The 16,067-nt window shown below is 70.7% G+C and carries 16 protein-coding genes and 2 pseudogenes; 6 read left to right on the forward strand and 12 right to left on the reverse strand.

The genetic code is table 11. The features are described 5' to 3' along the window. Nucleotides 1-144: 144 nt before the first annotated feature. Together GUY60_RS20015 and GUY60_RS20020 are read right to left on the reverse strand one after the other, a co-directional pair. Nucleotides 145-1,365, reverse strand: a complete 1,221-nt coding sequence (locus GUY60_RS20015; RefSeq protein ID WP_161699772.1) for an LLM class flavin-dependent oxidoreductase — start codon at nucleotides 1,363-1,365, stop codon at nucleotides 145-147. Between the two features lie 258 nt (nucleotides 1,366-1,623). Beyond that, entirely contained in the window at nucleotides 1,624-2,361 is a 738-nt protein-coding gene (locus GUY60_RS20020; RefSeq protein WP_161699774.1) for a TetR/AcrR family transcriptional regulator, read from the reverse strand. A 156-nt stretch (nucleotides 2,362-2,517) separates the two neighbouring features. On the opposite strand from GUY60_RS20020, the gene GUY60_RS20025 reads away from it, so the two are divergent. Next, nucleotides 2,518-3,825: an FAD-dependent monooxygenase gene (locus GUY60_RS20025; RefSeq protein ID WP_161699776.1), complete on the forward strand. Its 1,308-nt coding sequence runs from the start codon at nucleotides 2,518-2,520 to the stop codon at nucleotides 3,823-3,825. Between the two features lie 113 nt (nucleotides 3,826-3,938). Here the strand turns inward: GUY60_RS20025 and GUY60_RS39965 are convergent. After that, a pseudogene (locus GUY60_RS39965) lies at nucleotides 3,939-4,178 on the reverse strand (lasso peptide biosynthesis B2 protein); the annotation flags it as partial. On the opposite strand from GUY60_RS39965, the gene GUY60_RS39100 reads away from it, so the two are divergent. Next, nucleotides 4,122-4,265: a hypothetical protein gene (locus GUY60_RS39100; protein WP_246235306.1), complete on the forward strand. Its 144-nt coding sequence runs from the start codon at nucleotides 4,122-4,124 to the stop codon at nucleotides 4,263-4,265. The pseudogene GUY60_RS39965 and the gene GUY60_RS39100 overlap by 57 nt on opposite strands. Before the next feature lie 18 nt (nucleotides 4,266-4,283). On the opposite strand, the gene GUY60_RS20035 is transcribed toward GUY60_RS39100, so the two are convergent. The 5 genes and pseudogenes from GUY60_RS20035 to GUY60_RS20055 form a co-directional block, all read right to left on the reverse strand. Then, entirely contained in the window at nucleotides 4,284-4,475 is a 192-nt protein-coding gene (locus GUY60_RS20035) for a hypothetical protein (protein ID WP_161699777.1), read from the reverse strand. Between the two features lie 115 nt (nucleotides 4,476-4,590). Beyond that, on the reverse strand, nucleotides 4,591-5,379 hold the full coding sequence (locus tag GUY60_RS20040) for a restriction endonuclease (RefSeq protein WP_161699779.1): 789 nt from the start codon (nucleotides 5,377-5,379) through the stop codon (nucleotides 4,591-4,593). A 265-nt stretch (nucleotides 5,380-5,644) separates the two neighbouring features. Continuing rightward, nucleotides 5,645-7,114 (reverse strand): FG-GAP repeat domain-containing protein, encoded by a 1,470-nt coding sequence (locus GUY60_RS20045; protein ID WP_161699781.1) that lies wholly within the window; start codon nucleotides 7,112-7,114, stop codon nucleotides 5,645-5,647. A gap of 57 nt (nucleotides 7,115-7,171) precedes the next feature. Further along, a pseudogene (locus GUY60_RS39970) lies at nucleotides 7,172-7,437 on the reverse strand (ATP-binding cassette domain-containing protein); the annotation flags it as partial. Further along, nucleotides 7,434-8,216: a thioesterase family protein gene (locus tag GUY60_RS20055; RefSeq protein ID WP_161699783.1), complete on the reverse strand. Its 783-nt coding sequence runs from the start codon at nucleotides 8,214-8,216 to the stop codon at nucleotides 7,434-7,436. The gene GUY60_RS20055 and the pseudogene GUY60_RS39970, both read right to left, overlap by 4 nt. Nucleotides 8,217-8,538: 322 nt before the next feature. Between GUY60_RS20055 and GUY60_RS20060 the strand changes: the two genes are divergently transcribed. Next, nucleotides 8,539-9,279, forward strand: a complete 741-nt coding sequence (locus GUY60_RS20060; protein ID WP_161699785.1) for a hypothetical protein — start codon at nucleotides 8,539-8,541, stop codon at nucleotides 9,277-9,279. Nucleotides 9,280-9,286: 7 nt separating this feature from the next. After that, entirely contained in the window at nucleotides 9,287-10,459 is a 1,173-nt protein-coding gene (locus GUY60_RS38530) for a polymorphic toxin type 44 domain-containing protein (protein WP_223178707.1), read from the forward strand. Nucleotides 10,460-10,595: 136 nt separating this feature from the next. Here the strand turns inward: GUY60_RS38530 and alc are convergent, their stop codons facing one another. Continuing rightward, the gene (gene alc, locus GUY60_RS20070) at nucleotides 10,596-11,711 is read right to left on the reverse strand and encodes an allantoicase (RefSeq protein WP_161699787.1); all 1,116 of its coding nucleotides are present in this window, start codon (nucleotides 11,709-11,711) and stop codon (nucleotides 10,596-10,598) included. Nucleotides 11,712-11,867: 156 nt separating this feature from the next. Here alc and GUY60_RS20075 point away from each other — a divergent pair, with 156 nt between their 5' ends. Continuing rightward, nucleotides 11,868-12,671: a HEAT repeat domain-containing protein gene (locus tag GUY60_RS20075; protein ID WP_187370084.1), complete on the forward strand. Its 804-nt coding sequence runs from the start codon at nucleotides 11,868-11,870 to the stop codon at nucleotides 12,669-12,671. Between the two features lie 39 nt (nucleotides 12,672-12,710). On the opposite strand, the gene GUY60_RS20080 is transcribed toward GUY60_RS20075, so the two are convergent. Next, nucleotides 12,711-13,655 (reverse strand): LysR family transcriptional regulator, encoded by a 945-nt coding sequence (locus tag GUY60_RS20080; RefSeq protein ID WP_161699789.1) that lies wholly within the window; start codon nucleotides 13,653-13,655, stop codon nucleotides 12,711-12,713. 147 nt (nucleotides 13,656-13,802) lie between these two features. On the opposite strand from GUY60_RS20080, the gene GUY60_RS20085 reads away from it, so the two are divergent. Then, the gene (locus tag GUY60_RS20085; RefSeq protein ID WP_161699791.1) at nucleotides 13,803-14,345 is read left to right on the forward strand and encodes a DapH/DapD/GlmU-related protein; all 543 of its coding nucleotides are present in this window, start codon (nucleotides 13,803-13,805) and stop codon (nucleotides 14,343-14,345) included. 30 nt (nucleotides 14,346-14,375) lie between these two features. Here the strand turns inward: GUY60_RS20085 and GUY60_RS20090 are convergent, their stop codons facing one another. Continuing rightward, on the reverse strand, nucleotides 14,376-14,969 hold the full coding sequence (locus GUY60_RS20090; RefSeq protein ID WP_161699793.1) for a 3'-5' exonuclease: 594 nt from the start codon (nucleotides 14,967-14,969) through the stop codon (nucleotides 14,376-14,378). A 206-nt stretch (nucleotides 14,970-15,175) separates the two neighbouring features. Further along, nucleotides 15,176-15,805: an HdeD family acid-resistance protein gene (locus tag GUY60_RS20095; RefSeq protein ID WP_161699795.1), complete on the reverse strand. Its 630-nt coding sequence runs from the start codon at nucleotides 15,803-15,805 to the stop codon at nucleotides 15,176-15,178. Between the last annotated feature and the right edge of the window lie 262 nt (nucleotides 15,806-16,067).

The following is a 16,067-nucleotide window of genomic DNA, read 5'->3' on the forward strand; positions in this document are numbered from 1 at the left end:
CCCCCGTCCCCGTTCCCCCTGGGCCGGTTCCCCGGAACCGGCGTCGGCGGCGCGCAGCGGGCACGGAGCGGTGGGCCGTGGCTGCGCGGCCGCCTCGGTCACCGTACCGAGCGGGCCGGGGGAGCGCCCGTGATTACCCGGCACTCACGGCTGCAGCGGAAGGATCGCGTTCTCCGGCAGCACCGTGTGCTTCAGGTCGGCGGGCACAGAACCGTTGTGCGGGGGGTACTTGGGGCCCTGCGCGCCCCGGCGGTACTTGGCCGTGGAGTGCTCCGGGTCGGTGTCGAACTCCGGGATCACCTTGTCGCCGAACACCTCCAGCATCTCCAGGTGCTCCTCGAACGTCATCCCGCCGGTCAGCCCGAACACCACCTGGTCACAGCCGACCGTCTGGTACGCGGCGACCTGCTCGCACACCTCCTCCGGCGTGCCGCACAGCATCATCCCGGCCTCGATGACCTGGTCGAGGATCTCCTCGCCGCCGAGCTGGCTGAGCGCGATGGGCGGCTCCGGCCAGGTGATCGCGTCCAGGGACTTCGGCATCGTGTCGTGGTACAGGTTCACCAGCGTGACCAGATAGCCGAGGCCCGCGTTCATGGCGATCTCACGGGCACGCTTGCGGTCGTTGAGGCAGATGACCGTGTTGGTCATCATGATGTTGTTGTTCTGGTAGTCGCCCAGGATCTCCACGGGGTTCTCCGCGGCCTCCTTGTACGCGTCGATCCGGCCCTTCAGCTCGAAGATCGGCTCGAAGTTGAAGGCGATCGCGCCGATCCCGAGCGAACCGGCCTTCGCGAACGACGGCGGGTTGCCGCACGCCATCCAGATCGGCGGGTGCGAATGCCCGTACGGCTTCGGCAGGATGTTGTGCGGCGTCGGCACCGTGAAGTGCTCGCCCTGGAACGAGTAGTCGTGCTGCTCCCACATCCGCACGATCTCCGGCGCGACCTCGTCCCACTCGGCCTTGGTCGAGCCGGTGTCCATGATGTTGAACGACGCCACCTCATGGCTGCCCGCGCCCCGGCCCGTACCCCACTCGAACCGGCCCTCGGTGATGTGGTCGAGCATCGCCGCCCGCTCGGCGAAGCGGACCGGGTGTTCCTTGCGCGGGGAGAGGCTGTTGATGCCGGTGCCGAGGTGGATGCGCTCGGTCTTCCCGGCGACGTAGCCCATCAGGACCTCGGGCGCTGACATATGGCTGTACTCCGTCAGGGAGTGGTGCTCGCCGAACCACGCGTACTTCCAGTTGTGCTGGTCGGCCTTGATCGCGAGGTCCATCTCCCGCATCAGGGCGAGGTGTTCGGACGGGCGGTGGTGCGCGGCCGGTCCGGGGATGAAGCCGTTGAGGAAGATGCCGAACTCCACGAGGAGCCCTCCCTAGCTCGTCACGTCAACTCCGCGTGCATGCGGCAGTTCTGGCTGCGCGAAGGATGCACCAGACGCCGTGAAGGAGCCATGGGTACGGCATATGTGGATCAAAGAATTCCGGGTCGCTGTTTCTCCGGGGCGGGAGGTATGAGGAGGTCAGGTCGGCAAAATATGTGACGAACCGTCAGCTCAGGGGGGTGATGGGTGGCGCCGGACGGCCGCGCCGGCGCCGGTTCGGGTGACGGGTCCGGCGGGTCACTTTTTTGTACGCGGCCCGGCTTCCGTGCGTCGCTCGATGAGTACGGCGAGCCCGTCGAGGATCCGGTCGAGGCCGAACTCCCACGCCTGGTCCTGCCCCTCGGCCCCGCCGGGCGCGCTCAGGGTCGCGCGGAGTGCGGGGAAACGCTCCCCGTGCTCCGCCAGCAAGTCGCCGAGGATCGCGCCCAGTTGGGCTTCCGGATTGCCCGCGGGGGCGGCCGCGCGGGCCTGCTGTGTGATCGTCCGTACGTGACCGCTGAGCAGCACGGCCGCGTCCATCCGCTCGGTGCCGCTCAACCCCGTGCCGTCCAGGGCGGCGACGGCGCGCTCCAGCCAGGACAGTTCGCCGGGGCCCAGTACGCGGGGGCCGACCGTCGCGTCCAGGGCCCAGGGGTGCCGCTCGAAGGCCGCGAACAACTCGGCCGCCCAGTCCCGTAGTTGGGTGCGCCAGTCGTCGCCCGGCTCCGGTGTCACGGGGCAGGGGCCGACCGCCGCGTCCACCATGAGGGCGACCAGCTCGGCCTTGCCCGGTACGTACCGGTACAGCGCCATCTTGGTCACGCCCAGGTGTGCGGCGACGCGCTGCATGGACAGGTCGGCCAGGCCGCCCGTGTCGGCGAGCTCGACCGCGGCACGGGCGATGCGGTCCAGGTCGAGGGTCGGTCGCGGGCCGCGTGCGGGTTTGGGGTGCGGGCCCCACAGCAGTCGCACGGCCTCGGTGTGGTCGCCGCCCATGTCTGCTGCCTCCTCGCGGTCGCCGTCGCGGCCGTTGTCGTGTCTGTCCGTCGCCCCGACCAGCGTACTTGCCGTGACAGTCGAACTGTGTCTACCGTACACAGTAACTTCAGTGTCCACCGGACACAGTTTTGGTCTCTCGGAGGGATCGCACTCATGGCACGGGAACCTCAGGCATCGGCCGTACCCACATCCATAGCGGCGGTGGAATCCGCAGCGGCGGCGGAATCCGCGCCCCCGAACGCGCGGGTGCTGATCTCCGGGGCGAGCATCGCGGGCCCGGCGCTCGCCTACTGGCTGGGCCGGCACGGCTTCCGCCCCACCGTCGTCGAACTCGCCCCGGCGCTGCGGCCCGGCGGGCAGGCCGTCGACTTCCGCAGCGATTCCCATCTGACCGTCCTCGACCGCATGGGCGTACTGCCGGAACTGCGCCGCCGCCAGACCGGTGGCTCCCCGATCCGCTTCGTCGACGCGGACGACCGCACGCTGCTGCGGCTGCCGCCCGAGTTCGCGGGCGGCCGGATCGAGGTGCAACGCGGCGATCTGGCCGAGGTGTTGTACGAGGCGAGCCTGCCCTGGACCGAGTACGTCTTCGGCGACTCCATCACCGGCCTCACCGAGCACGACGCGGGTGTCCGGGTCGACTTCCGGCACGCACCGGCACGCGACTTCGACCTGGTCATCGGCGCCGACGGGCTGCACTCCCAGGTCCGGCGCCTCGCCTTCGGCCCCGAAGAGGCCCACGTCAGCCACCTCGGCTACTACGCGGCGACCTGGGGGCTGCCCAACTTCCTCGGCGTGGACGAGGGTTCGGTCGGCCACAACGCGCCCGGACGACTCGCCTCCGTCGGCGTCGACCACCGCGACCCGAGCCGCGCGGGCGCCTTCTTCGTCTTCGCCTCGCCCGAGCTCACGTACGACCGCCACGACCCGGACCAGCAGAAGCGGCTGCTCGTCGAGGCCTTCTCGGACCTCGGCTGGGAGGTGCCCCGGCTGCTCGCCTCCCTCGCCCCGGCGCCCGATCTGTACTTCGACTCGATCAGCCGGGCCGACGTGGACACCTGGTCCACCGGGCGCGTGGCCCTCGTCGGCGACGCCGCCTGCGGCGCCACGCTCGGCGGCATGGGTACGGGCACGGCCGTGGTCGCCGCGTACGTCCTCGCCGGTGAACTGGCCCGCCACCCCGGCGACCACCGGGCGGCCTTCACCGGGTACGAGAAGCGGCTCCGCAAGTACGCCGAGGGCTGCCAGGCGGGCGGCGACCGCACGGGCAAGTTCCTCGCCCCGGCCACCACGACCGGCCTGCGCCTGCGCAACGCACTGCTGTCCCGGCCGCTGTTCCTCAACGCGATGCTGAAGATGGGGGAGAAGGTCAGTACGACGGTGGCGCTACCGGAGTACGTGGACGCGGCAGCGGCCGGGCCCGACGGAGTGAGCGCGGGCCGGCGTGAGGTGCGCGCGTGAGCGCGGGTCGGCTTCAGATGCGCAGGACGGCGCGGTAGGTCCACTCCTCGGCGGGCACGCCCTTCCCCGACAGGGCCTGCGGAGGTCTCGACCCAGGCGTGATGGACGCGCGGAGGCGGCGCGAACCGCACACCCAGGCACCAGGTCAGCCGGTACCCCTGCACGACGGCCGCCAAGGTCGCGGCGATCGAGTTCTCCAGGCAGGCGGCCCGCCCCGGCCACCAAGTGCCCGCCGCACGGGCCGCGTTCACGATCCGCTCCGCCCGGCGCGGATCCGGCTCACGCAGGGGGAGCCGGTGAAGGGTGCGGAGGACGAGGGTGGTGTGGTGGAGCGGGCACCGCACCAGAACCACGGCGACGGCGAACCGTCCATGCCGCGTCGAAACCCGGAATCCCGCTGCCACCCGCAGGTGTCTTCGTGGGCCGTCGACATCCAGTGAACCCGGCTGCCCAGCGCATCAGTCGTCGATCGGCGTCCAGTGCTGGGTGTCGTCGGGGTGCCCGTGGGCCCAGTTGCCCAGAGTGACGTCACGGACCGCACCGGCGTCGGTCAGCTGGTACAGGCTGCTGCTCAACTCCTGTGCGACGGCAGGGCTGTTGCCCTCGGCGGACGCCCTGCCAGCTGATCTTCGTAAGGGGACAGTTTTCATGCCTCGACTCCTAACAAACCGTCAGTTGAGCCTGGCCGTCAGGTTCTCACCCCCGAAGGTGCCGAGTCCCATGACTGGGCGTCAGAAATGCGGACCTTGGCTGAAGTAGACCGAATCATGTCTGCGCGGGGCGACCCGCACCCGGTCCGCGTGGCGGAGGCACATGGCGTATCAGCTCCCACAGGGGTTGTGACCCGGCGGCCCAGGCGGCGAGCAGGCCTCGGTCGACGAGGTTGATCCGCTGGGAGTGCGCGAAGGGCAACGCCTTTGAGCTGAAACGGCCGTTGGTGACGAGGACGACCACATCGGCACCGTGCACGGGGCGCGCGGTGCCGTTGAGTATCTGGAGGTCCGGGGTGCCGACGGCTGAGCCCGCGAGTCCGTCGCGGCGGTGCTTGCACTGGATCACCCAGCGGCGGCCCAGCGGATCGGTGGCCTTCACATCCGCGCCGTTGTCCCCGGCGCCGCCGACCTGGACGGCGTCCGCGCAGCCGTCCCGGTGCATCAGGTCACGGACCGCGTGCTCGAACTGCCGGTGGTGCAGGGCGTCCAACTGCGTGAGCTGGTACCGCAGTCCGTGCAGGCGGACCTGCTCCCACTGGAGGCGCCGCTGCCGCTCCCGCACCCACCAGGCCCCGATCGCGACGCCTGCCGCGCCCAGGACGACCAGCAGCCACCAGTGGGCGAGCAGCCACTGCACGAGCGCTCCGACCAGAACGACCGCGACCACCGCCGCGACCGCGTACGCGATCAGCGTCTCGCCACGGAGGTGTGAGCGTGAGCGGGTACGGCTGCGGCCGCGCTTGCGGTTCTGGCTGCGGTTCTGGCTGCGGTTCTGGTTGCGGCGCGCGGGGCTGCTGCGGGGCCGTCGGCGTGGCGGTGTCCTCGGGCGCCTCCGCGTCATCGGATGCCTCCGCTCGCCCAGCGCGAACAGCCGTGCACCGGCCGCCCGTTGCGTACATGTGCCCTGACCCAAGGCATATCTGTCCCCCCTCGCCCCCGCGTGTCCACCGGTCAACACCCAGACTGCCAGCTGCCACTGACAACGGGTCACGAACCGTACGCCGCCCGTGATCGCCGGAGGGAGGGTGTTACCGGTCAACGGTGAGTCCCAGGTGGCTGGAGAGTTGTGGCTCCGGAGGATCGCGATGGTTACCGGTGACCCGATGTCACCGCGCGGACTCTCCCGCGAAGCCGGTTGTGAGGAAGGACGCCTGGTCCTTGTCCGTCGTGCCGCGCGTGATCCACCAGTGCGTCGGATTCTCGCCGTACAGGGCGAACAACGAGTCGGACGACCAGTTCAGGACCAGCTCGTCCCTGCCGTCGCCGTCGAAGTCCCCGGCGCCGACGGGCCGGGCGTGCCGCCACGTCGCGGGTGCCTTCCTGCCCTTGCCGTCGACTCGCGCGGGGCCCTGCCGCAGCACGGGGACGCGGCGCTCGCCATCGAACAGGGTGGCCCCCTCGTACGTGGCGACCAGGATGCCGTCGCGGCCGTCACCGTCCGGGTCGGCGGCCGTGAATCCGCCGGGCCCGTAGTCGGTGGCCGCGCCCTTGGGGGCCTCGGGCAGCCGGTGTGTGACGGGGGCGCCGCCGCTGCCCGGGTACACGGAGAGCGAACCGTCGACGTCCGGGTCCTCCTTGTCGTAGCCCGGCTCGTTGTTGCGGCCGCCGTTGTCCCCGACCGCCACGTCCCGCGTGCCGTCGCCGTCGAAGTCACCGAACGCGTGGGCGCTGCCGACGCGCAACTCCTTGGCGTCGGCGGCCAGTCCGGTGCCCTTGCGGGCCCGGTGGAAGGTGTTGGCGGACTGCTCGCCGTCGTTGGGGCCCTGCACGAGGAGGGAGGTGGGGCGCGGTTTGCCCGAGGGGTCGACGGCGTCCGCGATGAGCGCGCCGCTCGAACCGGGCAGGCCGGTGTCGGAGCGGGCCGGGTTGCCGTCCCGTGTGAACGGCCCGTACAGCACCACCGTCGACTGCTCGTTCTGCGCGAGCGCCGCCAGGTCGTGGTGCCCGTCGCCGTCGAAGTCGCCGCGTACCAGGGACTGGACGCCCAACTTCGACACGCTGGGCGGGAGCTGTACGGGAGTGGCCTCGCCCTTCGCGCCCGCGCCCTCGTCCTTGGATCCGCCCGGCCCGCCCCACGTGATGTGCGGGACGCTCCGCGCGGAGGAGATCAGGCCGTCGGTCGCCGTCTCGCCCAGGACCGTCGACACGAACTCCGGGTATCCGTCACCGTCCAGGTCCGCCGTGACGACCTCATCGACGGTGAGCGAGTCACGTGCGCCCTCGAGGGACGCGGGCAGGCCGAGCGCCGCGCGCCCGTGCACCGTACGCGTCGTGGGGTCGAGCCCGTCGGCGGAGCCGTAGACGACAGCCACCCGCTGGTCGGCGCCGGGCTGGTCGGCCTTGCCGAGGTACACGGGCACCAACAGGTCCTGGAACCCGTCGCCGTTGATGTCGTCCGGGTCCTTCGAGCCCTTCCCTGCCGACGGCGCCGCACTCGCGCCGGGCGCGGTCGGCTCCGCCCCGGACTTTCCCCCGCCGGTGTCACCGCTGGTGTCACCGCCGCATCCGGTCAGGGGCACGAGCAGCGCGGATATGGCGCACACGGAGAGGGCCGACAAGGCGGTACGGGACGTCATACGGCACACCTTCACATCCCGCCTCGCACCGGCTCAAGCGCAGTACGTGGCCGTACGGGACGCGTCGGCCGGCGACGCGGAAGCCGTGTGCAGTACGCCGAGGTCGGCGGGGCGTACGACGGTGCCGGAGTCGGGTTCGTCGGCGCCCGCGAGGATCCGCAGCAACGTCGACTTGCCGACGCCGTTGTCCCCGATCAGGCCGATGCGGTGGCCCGGCGAGCGGTGAGGGAGACACCGTCGAGGACGCGTCGTTCTCCGTAGGAGCGGACGAGGTCGGTGGCGAGCAGGGCGGGATGGGCAGGGAATGTGGCACGAGGACTCACAACGGGCGGACCGTGAGGAGCTGTTGGGCGTAACCGACCGCTCCGTTGATGTCGTGCAGCACCGTGCTCGTGATGCCCTGGCCGGTCGGGCCGAACGTCACCGTCGTGTCGAGGCCCGTCCAGCGGCCCTCCGGCTGCCGGTGCAGATGGATGGTCAGGTCGACGTTCGGGAACATCCAGTCGGTCGGCGACTGCCGTACACCGATGCCGTTGGCGGTGTCGACGAGCGCGACGTACGAGGCGAGGTTGCTGCTGGTGTGCCCGGCGACGAGGTCCAGCGGCGAGGAGATCCACGCGGTCGCACGCCCCGGCTGCGGGGGCGCGACCGGGCGTACGTCCAGGGAGTCGATGTACCCGCCCGGCCACACGGACCCCATGGGCCAGCGGGCGAGCTCCTCGGGCGGGGTGAGCGGACCCGCGCCGCCCCCGGCCACGGCGGAGGTGTCACCGGCGGCGAGGCGCCAGGCACGGGCCCGTACGACGGGGCGGTCGGCGATGAGGGCCACCGCTTCGAGGAGTTCGATGGTGCGGCCGGGCCGCAGGGTCTCCACCCTGACCTCGCACTCGTCCAGGGGGAGCCGGCCCAGGATGTCGAAGCTGATCCGGGCCGACACGAGCCCGTCGTCGGGCCGACCGGCCAGATGCTGGTCGATGGCGTGCACGAGCAGGCCGCCGAGCGGGCTGAAGTGGTACTCGTCCACGCTCCAGGCGCCGCTCGCGTGCGCGGTGGGCTTGAAGCGGTGCTCGTCGATGGCCTCGAAGTAACTGCCGGTGTTCAACGGGTGCTTCCCTCTCGGACGTGCCGGTACGAGTGCTGGTGCGAGATCGCGGTCGGGGCTCGCGCCCCACGAAAAGGGTGCTGCATACACCCGTATCGATGCCAGCCCCGCACCGTGTGAGCTCGCCCGCCTCGCGTACCTCCTGACCGGAGATGTCGCTTACCGGAGACAGCCCTGACCTGCGACGCCGACGGGGGTGGGATGTCGCTTATCAGGTGTTTAGCGGTTGTTCATCGGCTTTCGCTAGCTTCCCTCGTACAGCGGCGAGGCCTGCGGAAACGGGGGGCTGTCGCCGGGGGATGCGCACACACGGAGGTGCAGCATGGCAGAGAAGGCACCGCAGGGCCCGCCGCCAGGACCGCGCAAGGGGCGTCCGGACATCAGGGTGGCGACGGTGATCCTGCTCGTCGGGCGGGAACTCGACGTCACGGACAAGGTGATGCTCGCCGCGTTCGAGACGGCGCTTGTCGAGTCCGGGATGGAGAACCTCAACTACGGCGACCGGGACTCACTCGGCGTGTTCCAGCAGCGCCCGAGTCAGGGCTGGGGCGAGGCCGTCCAGGTCATGAACGTGAACTACGCGGCGCACAAGTTCTTCGAGAAGGCCATCCCGATCGCCCGGGAGGAGACTTCGCTGAGCGCCGGCCAACTCGCCCAGCGCGTACAGGTCTCCGCCTTCCCGGACCGCTACGACCAGCGGGAGAAGGCGGCGAAGGGCTGGATCGAGCGGGCCGCCGACGCGGTGAAGGGGGAGAAGCCGCCGGGCCGCAAGGAGGCCCGCAGGAAGAGCAAGGAGCCCGAGTCGGAGGATCCGCCACCGGCGGACAAGCTGCGGGAGATCGCCGGCGTGATCGGCGACCTCGCCCGCCGCTTCGACGTGGTCGCCCGGCAGGCGCTGCCCGAGACGGCGGTGGCCGCGGAGAGCCTCGGCAAGCCCACCGCGTTCAAGCTCGACCAGGACCTGTCGCGCGCCGTCGACGTGTGGGGCGATGACATCAACGCGCACGTCAAGGAGTGCCGTCGCCTGGAGAAGGCCCTGCTCGACCTCGCGGAAGGTGAGTGACACAGCCATGGACAAGCTCACCTACAAGGACGTGTACGACCACGACTTCAGCCACATCCCGGCGAGCGTGAAGGCCTGGCACAAGGTCGTCGAGGAACTGGAGGGAATCACCGAGGACTTCTTCGACAAGGCGGCCCGCCCCATCGCCGAGTCCGGCTGGACCGGACCGGAGGAGACGCCCCGCGAAATAGCCCTGGCCGCCGTGGAGTTCAGGCACGCGCTGCGCGAGGCGGTCGCGGTGCGGGACGCGCTCGACGAGAGCAGCAGACTGTTCCGCGATGGCCAGAAGCGGCTGCACACCACGACGTTGGTGGAGGTCCCGGCCCTCGGGTACAGCGTGAACGACGAGGGTGTCGTCAACGTCCCCGACGAGCCGGACTGGTGGGAGGAGCCCTTCGACACCATCGCGGACAAGGTGAAGAGGGCGCTCGGCCGGGCCTGCCAGGAGGAGATCGAGAAGGCACGCGACCTCGTCAAGGAAGCGGACGAGAACGCGGCCCGGGTCGTCAACCGCACCGTGCGGCGCGAACCCCAGGGCTTCGACTGGCCGCGCGAACCCACCCTGAAGACCGCGGAGTTGCTCAAGAGCGAGGAGCGTTTCCCGGGCGCCCAGCGCTACATCTTCGACGAGATGAAGAACAACATCCACAGCACGGAGGTCGACGATATCCGCGAGCTCCTCGCCGATGCCGTCGGGATCCCGCCGAACCCCCTCGCTCTCGGCGAGGCCCTGGTGATCTGGAAGCGCATGGTCGAAGGGGGCGCGGAGTGGGACCACAAGCCGAAACTGGAGGAGAGGTACGGCCTCGACAGCGAGATCGACCGCTACTTCAAGATCCCCGGCGACTCGGCGGGCCGGGCCGTGTACTACGACATGTGGTCCAACATCCACTACGGCTACGTCGGGGCGGCCGCCGGATTCTCGCTCAAGCTCCTGCAGTTCGGGGCCGTGGTCGCGCCGGGGGCGGGCACGAACGACAAGGCGGACGAGCTGTACGTCGATGCCGGCTACAACTTGTGGCACAGCGACAAGGGCGGCGAGGGGTTGCCGTACACCGAGTTCGAGGACGCGGTGGGCCGCCTCATCGGCGCGCTGCAGAAGGCCAAGGACGAGGGTGAGGACATCACCCAGCTGCGCCCCTGGCAGTACTCGGCCGAGGCGCTGGAGAAGGGCAACTGACCTGGTGTGACGGGTAGTTGGCCGATTGGAATGCTGTGCTCCGGGATGCGCTCGGCGATCCCGGAGCACAGCGTCTGGGGGGGACCTGTCCGGTCGGCTCAGCGGCCGACCCGATGGGTCCCGGTCACCCGTACCGTCAGCGCGTGAGCTCGCCGAAGCGGCGCGTCAGGTCGGCGTTGCCCTGCTCGGTGAGGTTGCCGTGCAGGCGCAGGCGGGAGATGCCGCCGTCCGGGTACACGTCGAGGCGGACCTCGGTGGCCGTGACCGGCGCGGCCAGCGGAAGGCGGTGCAGGGTGTCGGGCTGGAGCCGGGTGCGCGGCACGATCTCGGTCCACTCGCCGTTCTCGCCGTCACGCACCGACAGGGCGATCCAGCCCGCGGAGTTGCCCTTGAGGTACGCGGTGTCGACCTCGGCGGCACGGATCTCAGCCTGGGCGGAGAGCCGGTACGTGATCCAGTCGTTGCCCTTGTCGCGGCGGCGGCGGGTCTCCCAGCCGTCGTCCATCTTCCGGGACGTGCCCGGCATGATCGTGTTGCCGGGGGAGGAGTAGAACGCGTCGGAGGCGTCCGTGACCGTACCGCCGTTGGCGACGCCGGCCAGGTCGAAGGTGCCGAGCAGCGCGAGCCAGGCCGGGTCGGGCACGACCTCGCCGTGCACCCGAAGGCGGGCGATGCCGCCGTCGGGGTGCTGGTTGAGCCGCAGGTGCGTGAAGCGGCGCTCGATGCTCACCTCGAAGCCGTTCGCGGCGTGCCCGCGTACGGCGGTGCGGGGCACGATCTCCTCCCACTTCACGTCGGCGGCGAGCAGCTCATCGGGGCTGGCGTCGGGCTCGGCGCAGACACCCTGGATGCTGACCTGCTGCGGGTAGTTGCCGCGGAAGTGCGCGGTGTCCACGATGATCCCGCGGATGACGCCCGGGGCGCCGAGCCGGATCAGCGCCCAGTCGTGCTCCTCGGCCTCCGGGTGCGGGGTGGCGGCGCCCGCGCCGCGGCGACGGCGGGTCTCCCAGCCGTCCATGACCTTGCCCTTGTGCCCGAAGTGGTGCGGGTCGAACTCGGCCCGGTGGGTCAGCAGCAGGTTCTCGCGCTGGGCGAAGAACTCGTCGTTGGCCGCGATCACGCCCGCGCCGAGCCGGCGGTCGGCCAGGTCGGGAAGGCGGGTGAAGGCGAACTCGCCGTCGCGGTAGTCGGCGTACGGGTCGCCGCCACCGTAGGGGTTGGCGTCGTTGCTGCGGGACGGGTCGAGGGTCATGGCCTGCCTTCCGTGCGTGCTGCGCTCTGCGGTTGTGGTGTCATCGACTCTCACAGACGCGAGCAGGTAGGTCCATCGAAAGTTTCCGAACGAGCCTTTCAGCAGAACTGAACAATCGATGGGTCTCTCCGAACCGGGTTGTCTACCATCCCGATCATGGCGATATTCGTGCACCTGACCTCGGCGGCGAACGCGCCGCGCATCCGGAGATCCGGGATCCGCGCGGCCTCCGGCGGGCAGGGCGGCGCACGCGGCGTGTACTGCTTCCCGGTGCTGCCGTCGTACACCCTCACCCACCAATGGTTGCGCGAACTGGCCCGCTTCGGCAGCCGGGGCGGCCTGGTCGCCGTCCACATACGTCTCGACGACCAGCAGGACGTACTGGTCGGCCACTACCGGGACCGGCGGCGCGAGGCCCAGGCCACGGTCCCCGCGGCCGAGGCGGTCCGGCGGATCGCGGACCTTGACGATCCGCGCGGCTGGGAGGTGTTCGTTCCCCGGGCGGTCCGGCCCCGCGAGGTGCACCGGATCCGCAGCGCACCGCAGGTGGCGGGCTGGCGGTACCTGCCCGATGCGCACGGCGTACGACCCTGCACCTGCTTCGGGTGCAAGGTGCGGGGCGGATACGGGGCGCGGCGGCTGCGCGAGCGGCTGCCGCACCCGCTGGACGGGCCGCCGCCACCGGTCCGGGTCCTGCTCGCCGACATCGCGGCGGCCGGCACCCCCGGCGACCCGGCCGTACTGCGCAAAGCGCTGCACTGGTTCGGCATGCGCCGCCGCGGCCCGCTCGACCAGCTCACCCACCTCGCCGCCCACCCCGACCCCGGAGTGCGGGAGGACCTGGTGTGGGCGGTCGCCCGCTGGTCCACCCCCGGCGTCACCGCACTCCTCGACGGCCTCGCCGACGACCCGCACGCGGATGTACGGGACGCGGTGGAGGCGATCCGCGAGCCGGAGTGAGCGCGGGGTCGGGCTGTTACGCGGACGCCGAGGTCCGATCTACGTGGACGCCGAGAGCCGACTCGCCCCCGGCACCCAGACCCCGCCGGCGGCACGCCCCGGGTAGGCCGAGGTGAGGTGGTCGCGCAGGGCGGTCAGGGACGGGTGCGGATTGTCCGTACGCCAGACCAGTGCGTGCGGGTACAGCGGCGTCGGGTCCTCGACGGGGATCCGGCGCAGGTCGTGCCCGGCGGGCCAGACCAGTGGCGTCTGTTCGCTGACGAAGGTACCCAGAGTCGTGGAGCCGGCCACGGTGTCGAGGAGGGCCTCGATGCCGAAGTCCGGGCCGACCGAGTCGATGACGATGCCGAACGCGGCGGCGAACTCGTCGTAGTAGGCGGCCCATTCGGTGCCCGGCATGTTCCCCGGCATCCAGATCCGGCGGCCCGCGAGCTGGGCCGGGGTGACCGCGGCGGCCTGCGCGAACTCGTGGCCCGGCCCGGTGAACAGGTGCAGCGGCTCGTCGAACACGGGAGTGGCCTCGAGCCCGACGGGCAGCTGACGGCCGGGCACGGTCACAGCGCGGAACGTCGCGTCGATCGCCCCGCTGCGCACGGCCGCGATCGCCGTGCCGGAGTCGAACAGCGTCACGACGTCCAACTCGGTCTCGGGGTACGCCTGATGGAAGCCGCGCAGCAGACCGGCGAGCGACAGACCGCGCCCGATCACGTCGACGCGCAACGCCCGCTGCCCCGGCCGCACGGACGCGACGGCCCGTTCGGCGGCTTCGAGGAAGGTGCGGGCGTGCGGCAGGAACGCCTGCCCGTCCACGGTGATCCGTGCTCCGCGCGCGTCCCGGGTGAAGAGTTGGACCCTGAGCTCCTTCTCCAGCGCGGCGACGCGCTTGGACACCGCCTGCGGCGTGACCGAGAGCAGCGCCGCGGCCTCCAGGAACTGTCCCGCTTCCACGACGGCGACGAAGGTCCGCACGGCAGTGACATCCATGCCGCTCATCCTAGGCAGACAACCAACGGTTGTTTCTGCCCGTCGGAGCCGTTGTTTGATTTCCGCGCGCCGTGCTCGCTTTGATGGCACCGATCGACCGGGACCGCTCAACTGCCCCGGCCAGAAGGCCAATTGCGAGGAACCTTCATGCCTGACCAGAACCGCCTCTACGTCCGCACTCCAGAATTCGAGCGAGTCGCGGAACGTATCGAGTACGTGACCGACCTGACCTCACGGCTCAACGTCCTGCCCTTCGACGACAAGGCCACCCGCGCGGAACTCCTTGCCGAGATCGTCGGAAAGCCGGTCCCCGGATCCGTGACCGTCTATCCGCCCTTCTACACGGACCACGGTCTCCGTATCGAATTCGGGGAGCACGTCTTCGTCAATCAGGGCTGCACCTTCTTGGACCAGGGCGGAATCCACATCGGCGACGGTGTCCTGATCGGCCCGAAGACCAACCTCATCTCCTCCGACCATCCCCTCCCGGCGTCCGAGCGGAGCGAGTTCATCACGCGGGCACCGATCACGGTCGAAGCCGGGGCGTGGCTCGGCGCCTCGGTCACGGTCCTCCCCGGCGTCACCATCGGGCGCGGTGCCGTGGTCGGCGCCGGAGCCGTCGTCACGAAGGACGTTCCCCCCGACACCCTGGTGACCGGAGCCGCCGCGTCCGCACGCAAACGCTGGTAGCGGACGCCGACTTGACGCCGCCTCGGGGGTCTACAGGAACCCGTCCGGCAACGTCGCCCCCGTACCGCGCAGATGCCGGAGCGCCGCCGCGAACGAGTAGCAGTCGAACAGCGCGGAATGCTCCGCACCCGCGCGCGGCCTGGGCAGTCCGAGGACCTGCCAGAGGCGGCCCACGTTGGCGGGCGCGGTGGCGGGCGCGACATGGTTCAGCCACGGCCGGACATTGAGAAAGCGGGGAGCAAGAATTCCGTGCTCGACCGCCTCACCACGCGCCCGCGCCCAGCCCACGTTCTCCCCGAGTACGACCATGTCGTTGCCGTACGAGAGCACGGAACTGCCCGCGCAGAATCCGAGGAATTCACCGAGCGCCCGCGCCGGGGGAACTCCGTCCCGGTCCACCGCTTCCTGGCCGATCCCGGTGAGCTCGGTGAAATACGGGGAGAGCCGGGGATTGACCACGGGCCGGACCAGCATGTCGAACTCGTCGACCACGGAATAGTCCTCGCCAAGGCGCAGGGCGCCGATCTGGACGATCTCCCGGAGTTGTCCGGGCGCCGACCAATCCTCTTCAAGGGCGCCCGGCCACGACGTGAACTCCAGATCGAAGAGAACAAAGGCGGACACGATCCGAGCCTCCTTGAGCCGGGGTTCTGAGGTTATCCGTGGCGCGGCGTACGAAACATCGGATCGCCGGAGACCGCACCCCGTGTCAATTCAATGTTCACTTCCGGCATGCGGCGACCGCCACCGATACCGGTGCCGATACGGCAGGACCGCCGCCCCCGGCGAGGGAACAGCGGTCCCGGCGGGCCGCCGCCGGCCCGTACCCGCTACGCGCCCGCGGGGAGCTTCTTCGCCCGCGACCGCACCGCGAACGCCGTGACGATCTCCACCACGCCGACCACAAGCAGCCACACGCCGCCGATCAGGGTCAGGACCGCGACGGACTCGAACGGCGACACGATCAGGACGACGCCCGCGAGCGCGCTGACGATGCCGAGGAAGACCTGCCAGCCACGGGCCGGCATCGCCGCGTCGGACAGCGCCGCCACGGTCTGTGTGATGCCGCGGAACAGCCAGCCGATGCCGATCCACAGGGCGAGCAGCAGGACCGACTGCATTTCCCCGCGGAAGCAGAACAGGCCGAGCAGGACCGAGAGCGCGCCGCTGATGAATGCCATCACGCGCATCGCCGCCGCCACATGTGTACCGAACGCGGACACCAGCTGGAAGATGCCGCTCACCAGCAGGTAGACCCCGAACAGCACACCCGCGGCACGGAGTGAGGCGCCCGGCCAGACCAGGACGAGAACGCCCAGGACGAGCGAGGCGACCCCCGCCACGAGGACGGCCTGCCAGGCGGATTTCGCGAGGATGCCGAGCGGACCCGGTGGTGGCCCGTGCTCGCTGTCACCGGGCGGCGGGTTCGGTGCCTGGCTGTCTTCGGGCGCTTGAGTCATGTCCGACTGTTCGCTCAGGCGTGCGGCGGTCGCTACCGGGGTTGGGCCGTACGGGGGACGCCCGGCCCCGCGCGGCGCACCCGTGACCGGCGCCAACTCACGCCCGTCCGTTGCTAGTTGTGCCTACGCGTGCTCTGCTGCGGCCGTCGTGACCGTACCGGACGAAGGGACGACCCATGACGCGCCGCCCGGCACCCGGCGACCGGCCAGCACCCCGGACGCCACTCCAAGCACCCAAGGCACCCCACGCACCCCGCACGCC

Origin of the sequence: Streptomyces boluensis (assembly GCF_009908195.1) — a bacterium.
In the GTDB taxonomy this organism is placed as follows: Bacteria; Actinomycetota; Actinomycetes; order Streptomycetales; family Streptomycetaceae; genus Streptomyces; species Streptomyces boluensis.

Coding starts and splice junctions, on each gene's coding strand:
- GUY60_RS38530 (WP_223178707.1), top strand. CDS start 9,287: ATGGACAAGCTCACCTACAAGGACGTGTACGACCACGACTTCAGCCAC.
- GUY60_RS20035 (WP_161699777.1), bottom strand. CDS start 4,475: ATGAAAACTGTCCCCTTACGAAGATCAGCTGGCAGGGCGTCCGCCGAG.
- GUY60_RS20040 (WP_161699779.1), bottom strand. CDS start 5,379: ATGACGCGGAGGCGCCCGAGGACACCGCCACGCCGACGGCCCCGCAGC.
- GUY60_RS20080 (WP_161699789.1), bottom strand. CDS start 13,655: ATGGATGTCACTGCCGTGCGGACCTTCGTCGCCGTCGTGGAAGCGGGA.
- GUY60_RS20020 (WP_161699774.1), bottom strand. CDS start 2,361: ATGGGCGGCGACCACACCGAGGCCGTGCGACTGCTGTGGGGCCCGCAC.
- GUY60_RS20095 (WP_161699795.1), bottom strand. CDS start 15,805: ATGACTCAAGCGCCCGAAGACAGCCAGGCACCGAACCCGCCGCCCGGT.
- GUY60_RS20045 (WP_161699781.1), bottom strand. CDS start 7,114: ATGACGTCCCGTACCGCCTTGTCGGCCCTCTCCGTGTGCGCCATATCC.
- GUY60_RS20085 (WP_161699791.1), top strand. CDS start 13,803: ATGCCTGACCAGAACCGCCTCTACGTCCGCACTCCAGAATTCGAGCGA.
- GUY60_RS20060 (WP_161699785.1), top strand. CDS start 8,539: ATGGCAGAGAAGGCACCGCAGGGCCCGCCGCCAGGACCGCGCAAGGGG.
- alc (WP_161699787.1), bottom strand. CDS start 11,711: ATGACCCTCGACCCGTCCCGCAGCAACGACGCCAACCCCTACGGTGGC.
- GUY60_RS20075 (WP_187370084.1), top strand. CDS start 11,868: ATGGCGATATTCGTGCACCTGACCTCGGCGGCGAACGCGCCGCGCATC.
- GUY60_RS20025 (WP_161699776.1), top strand. CDS start 2,518: ATGGCACGGGAACCTCAGGCATCGGCCGTACCCACATCCATAGCGGCG.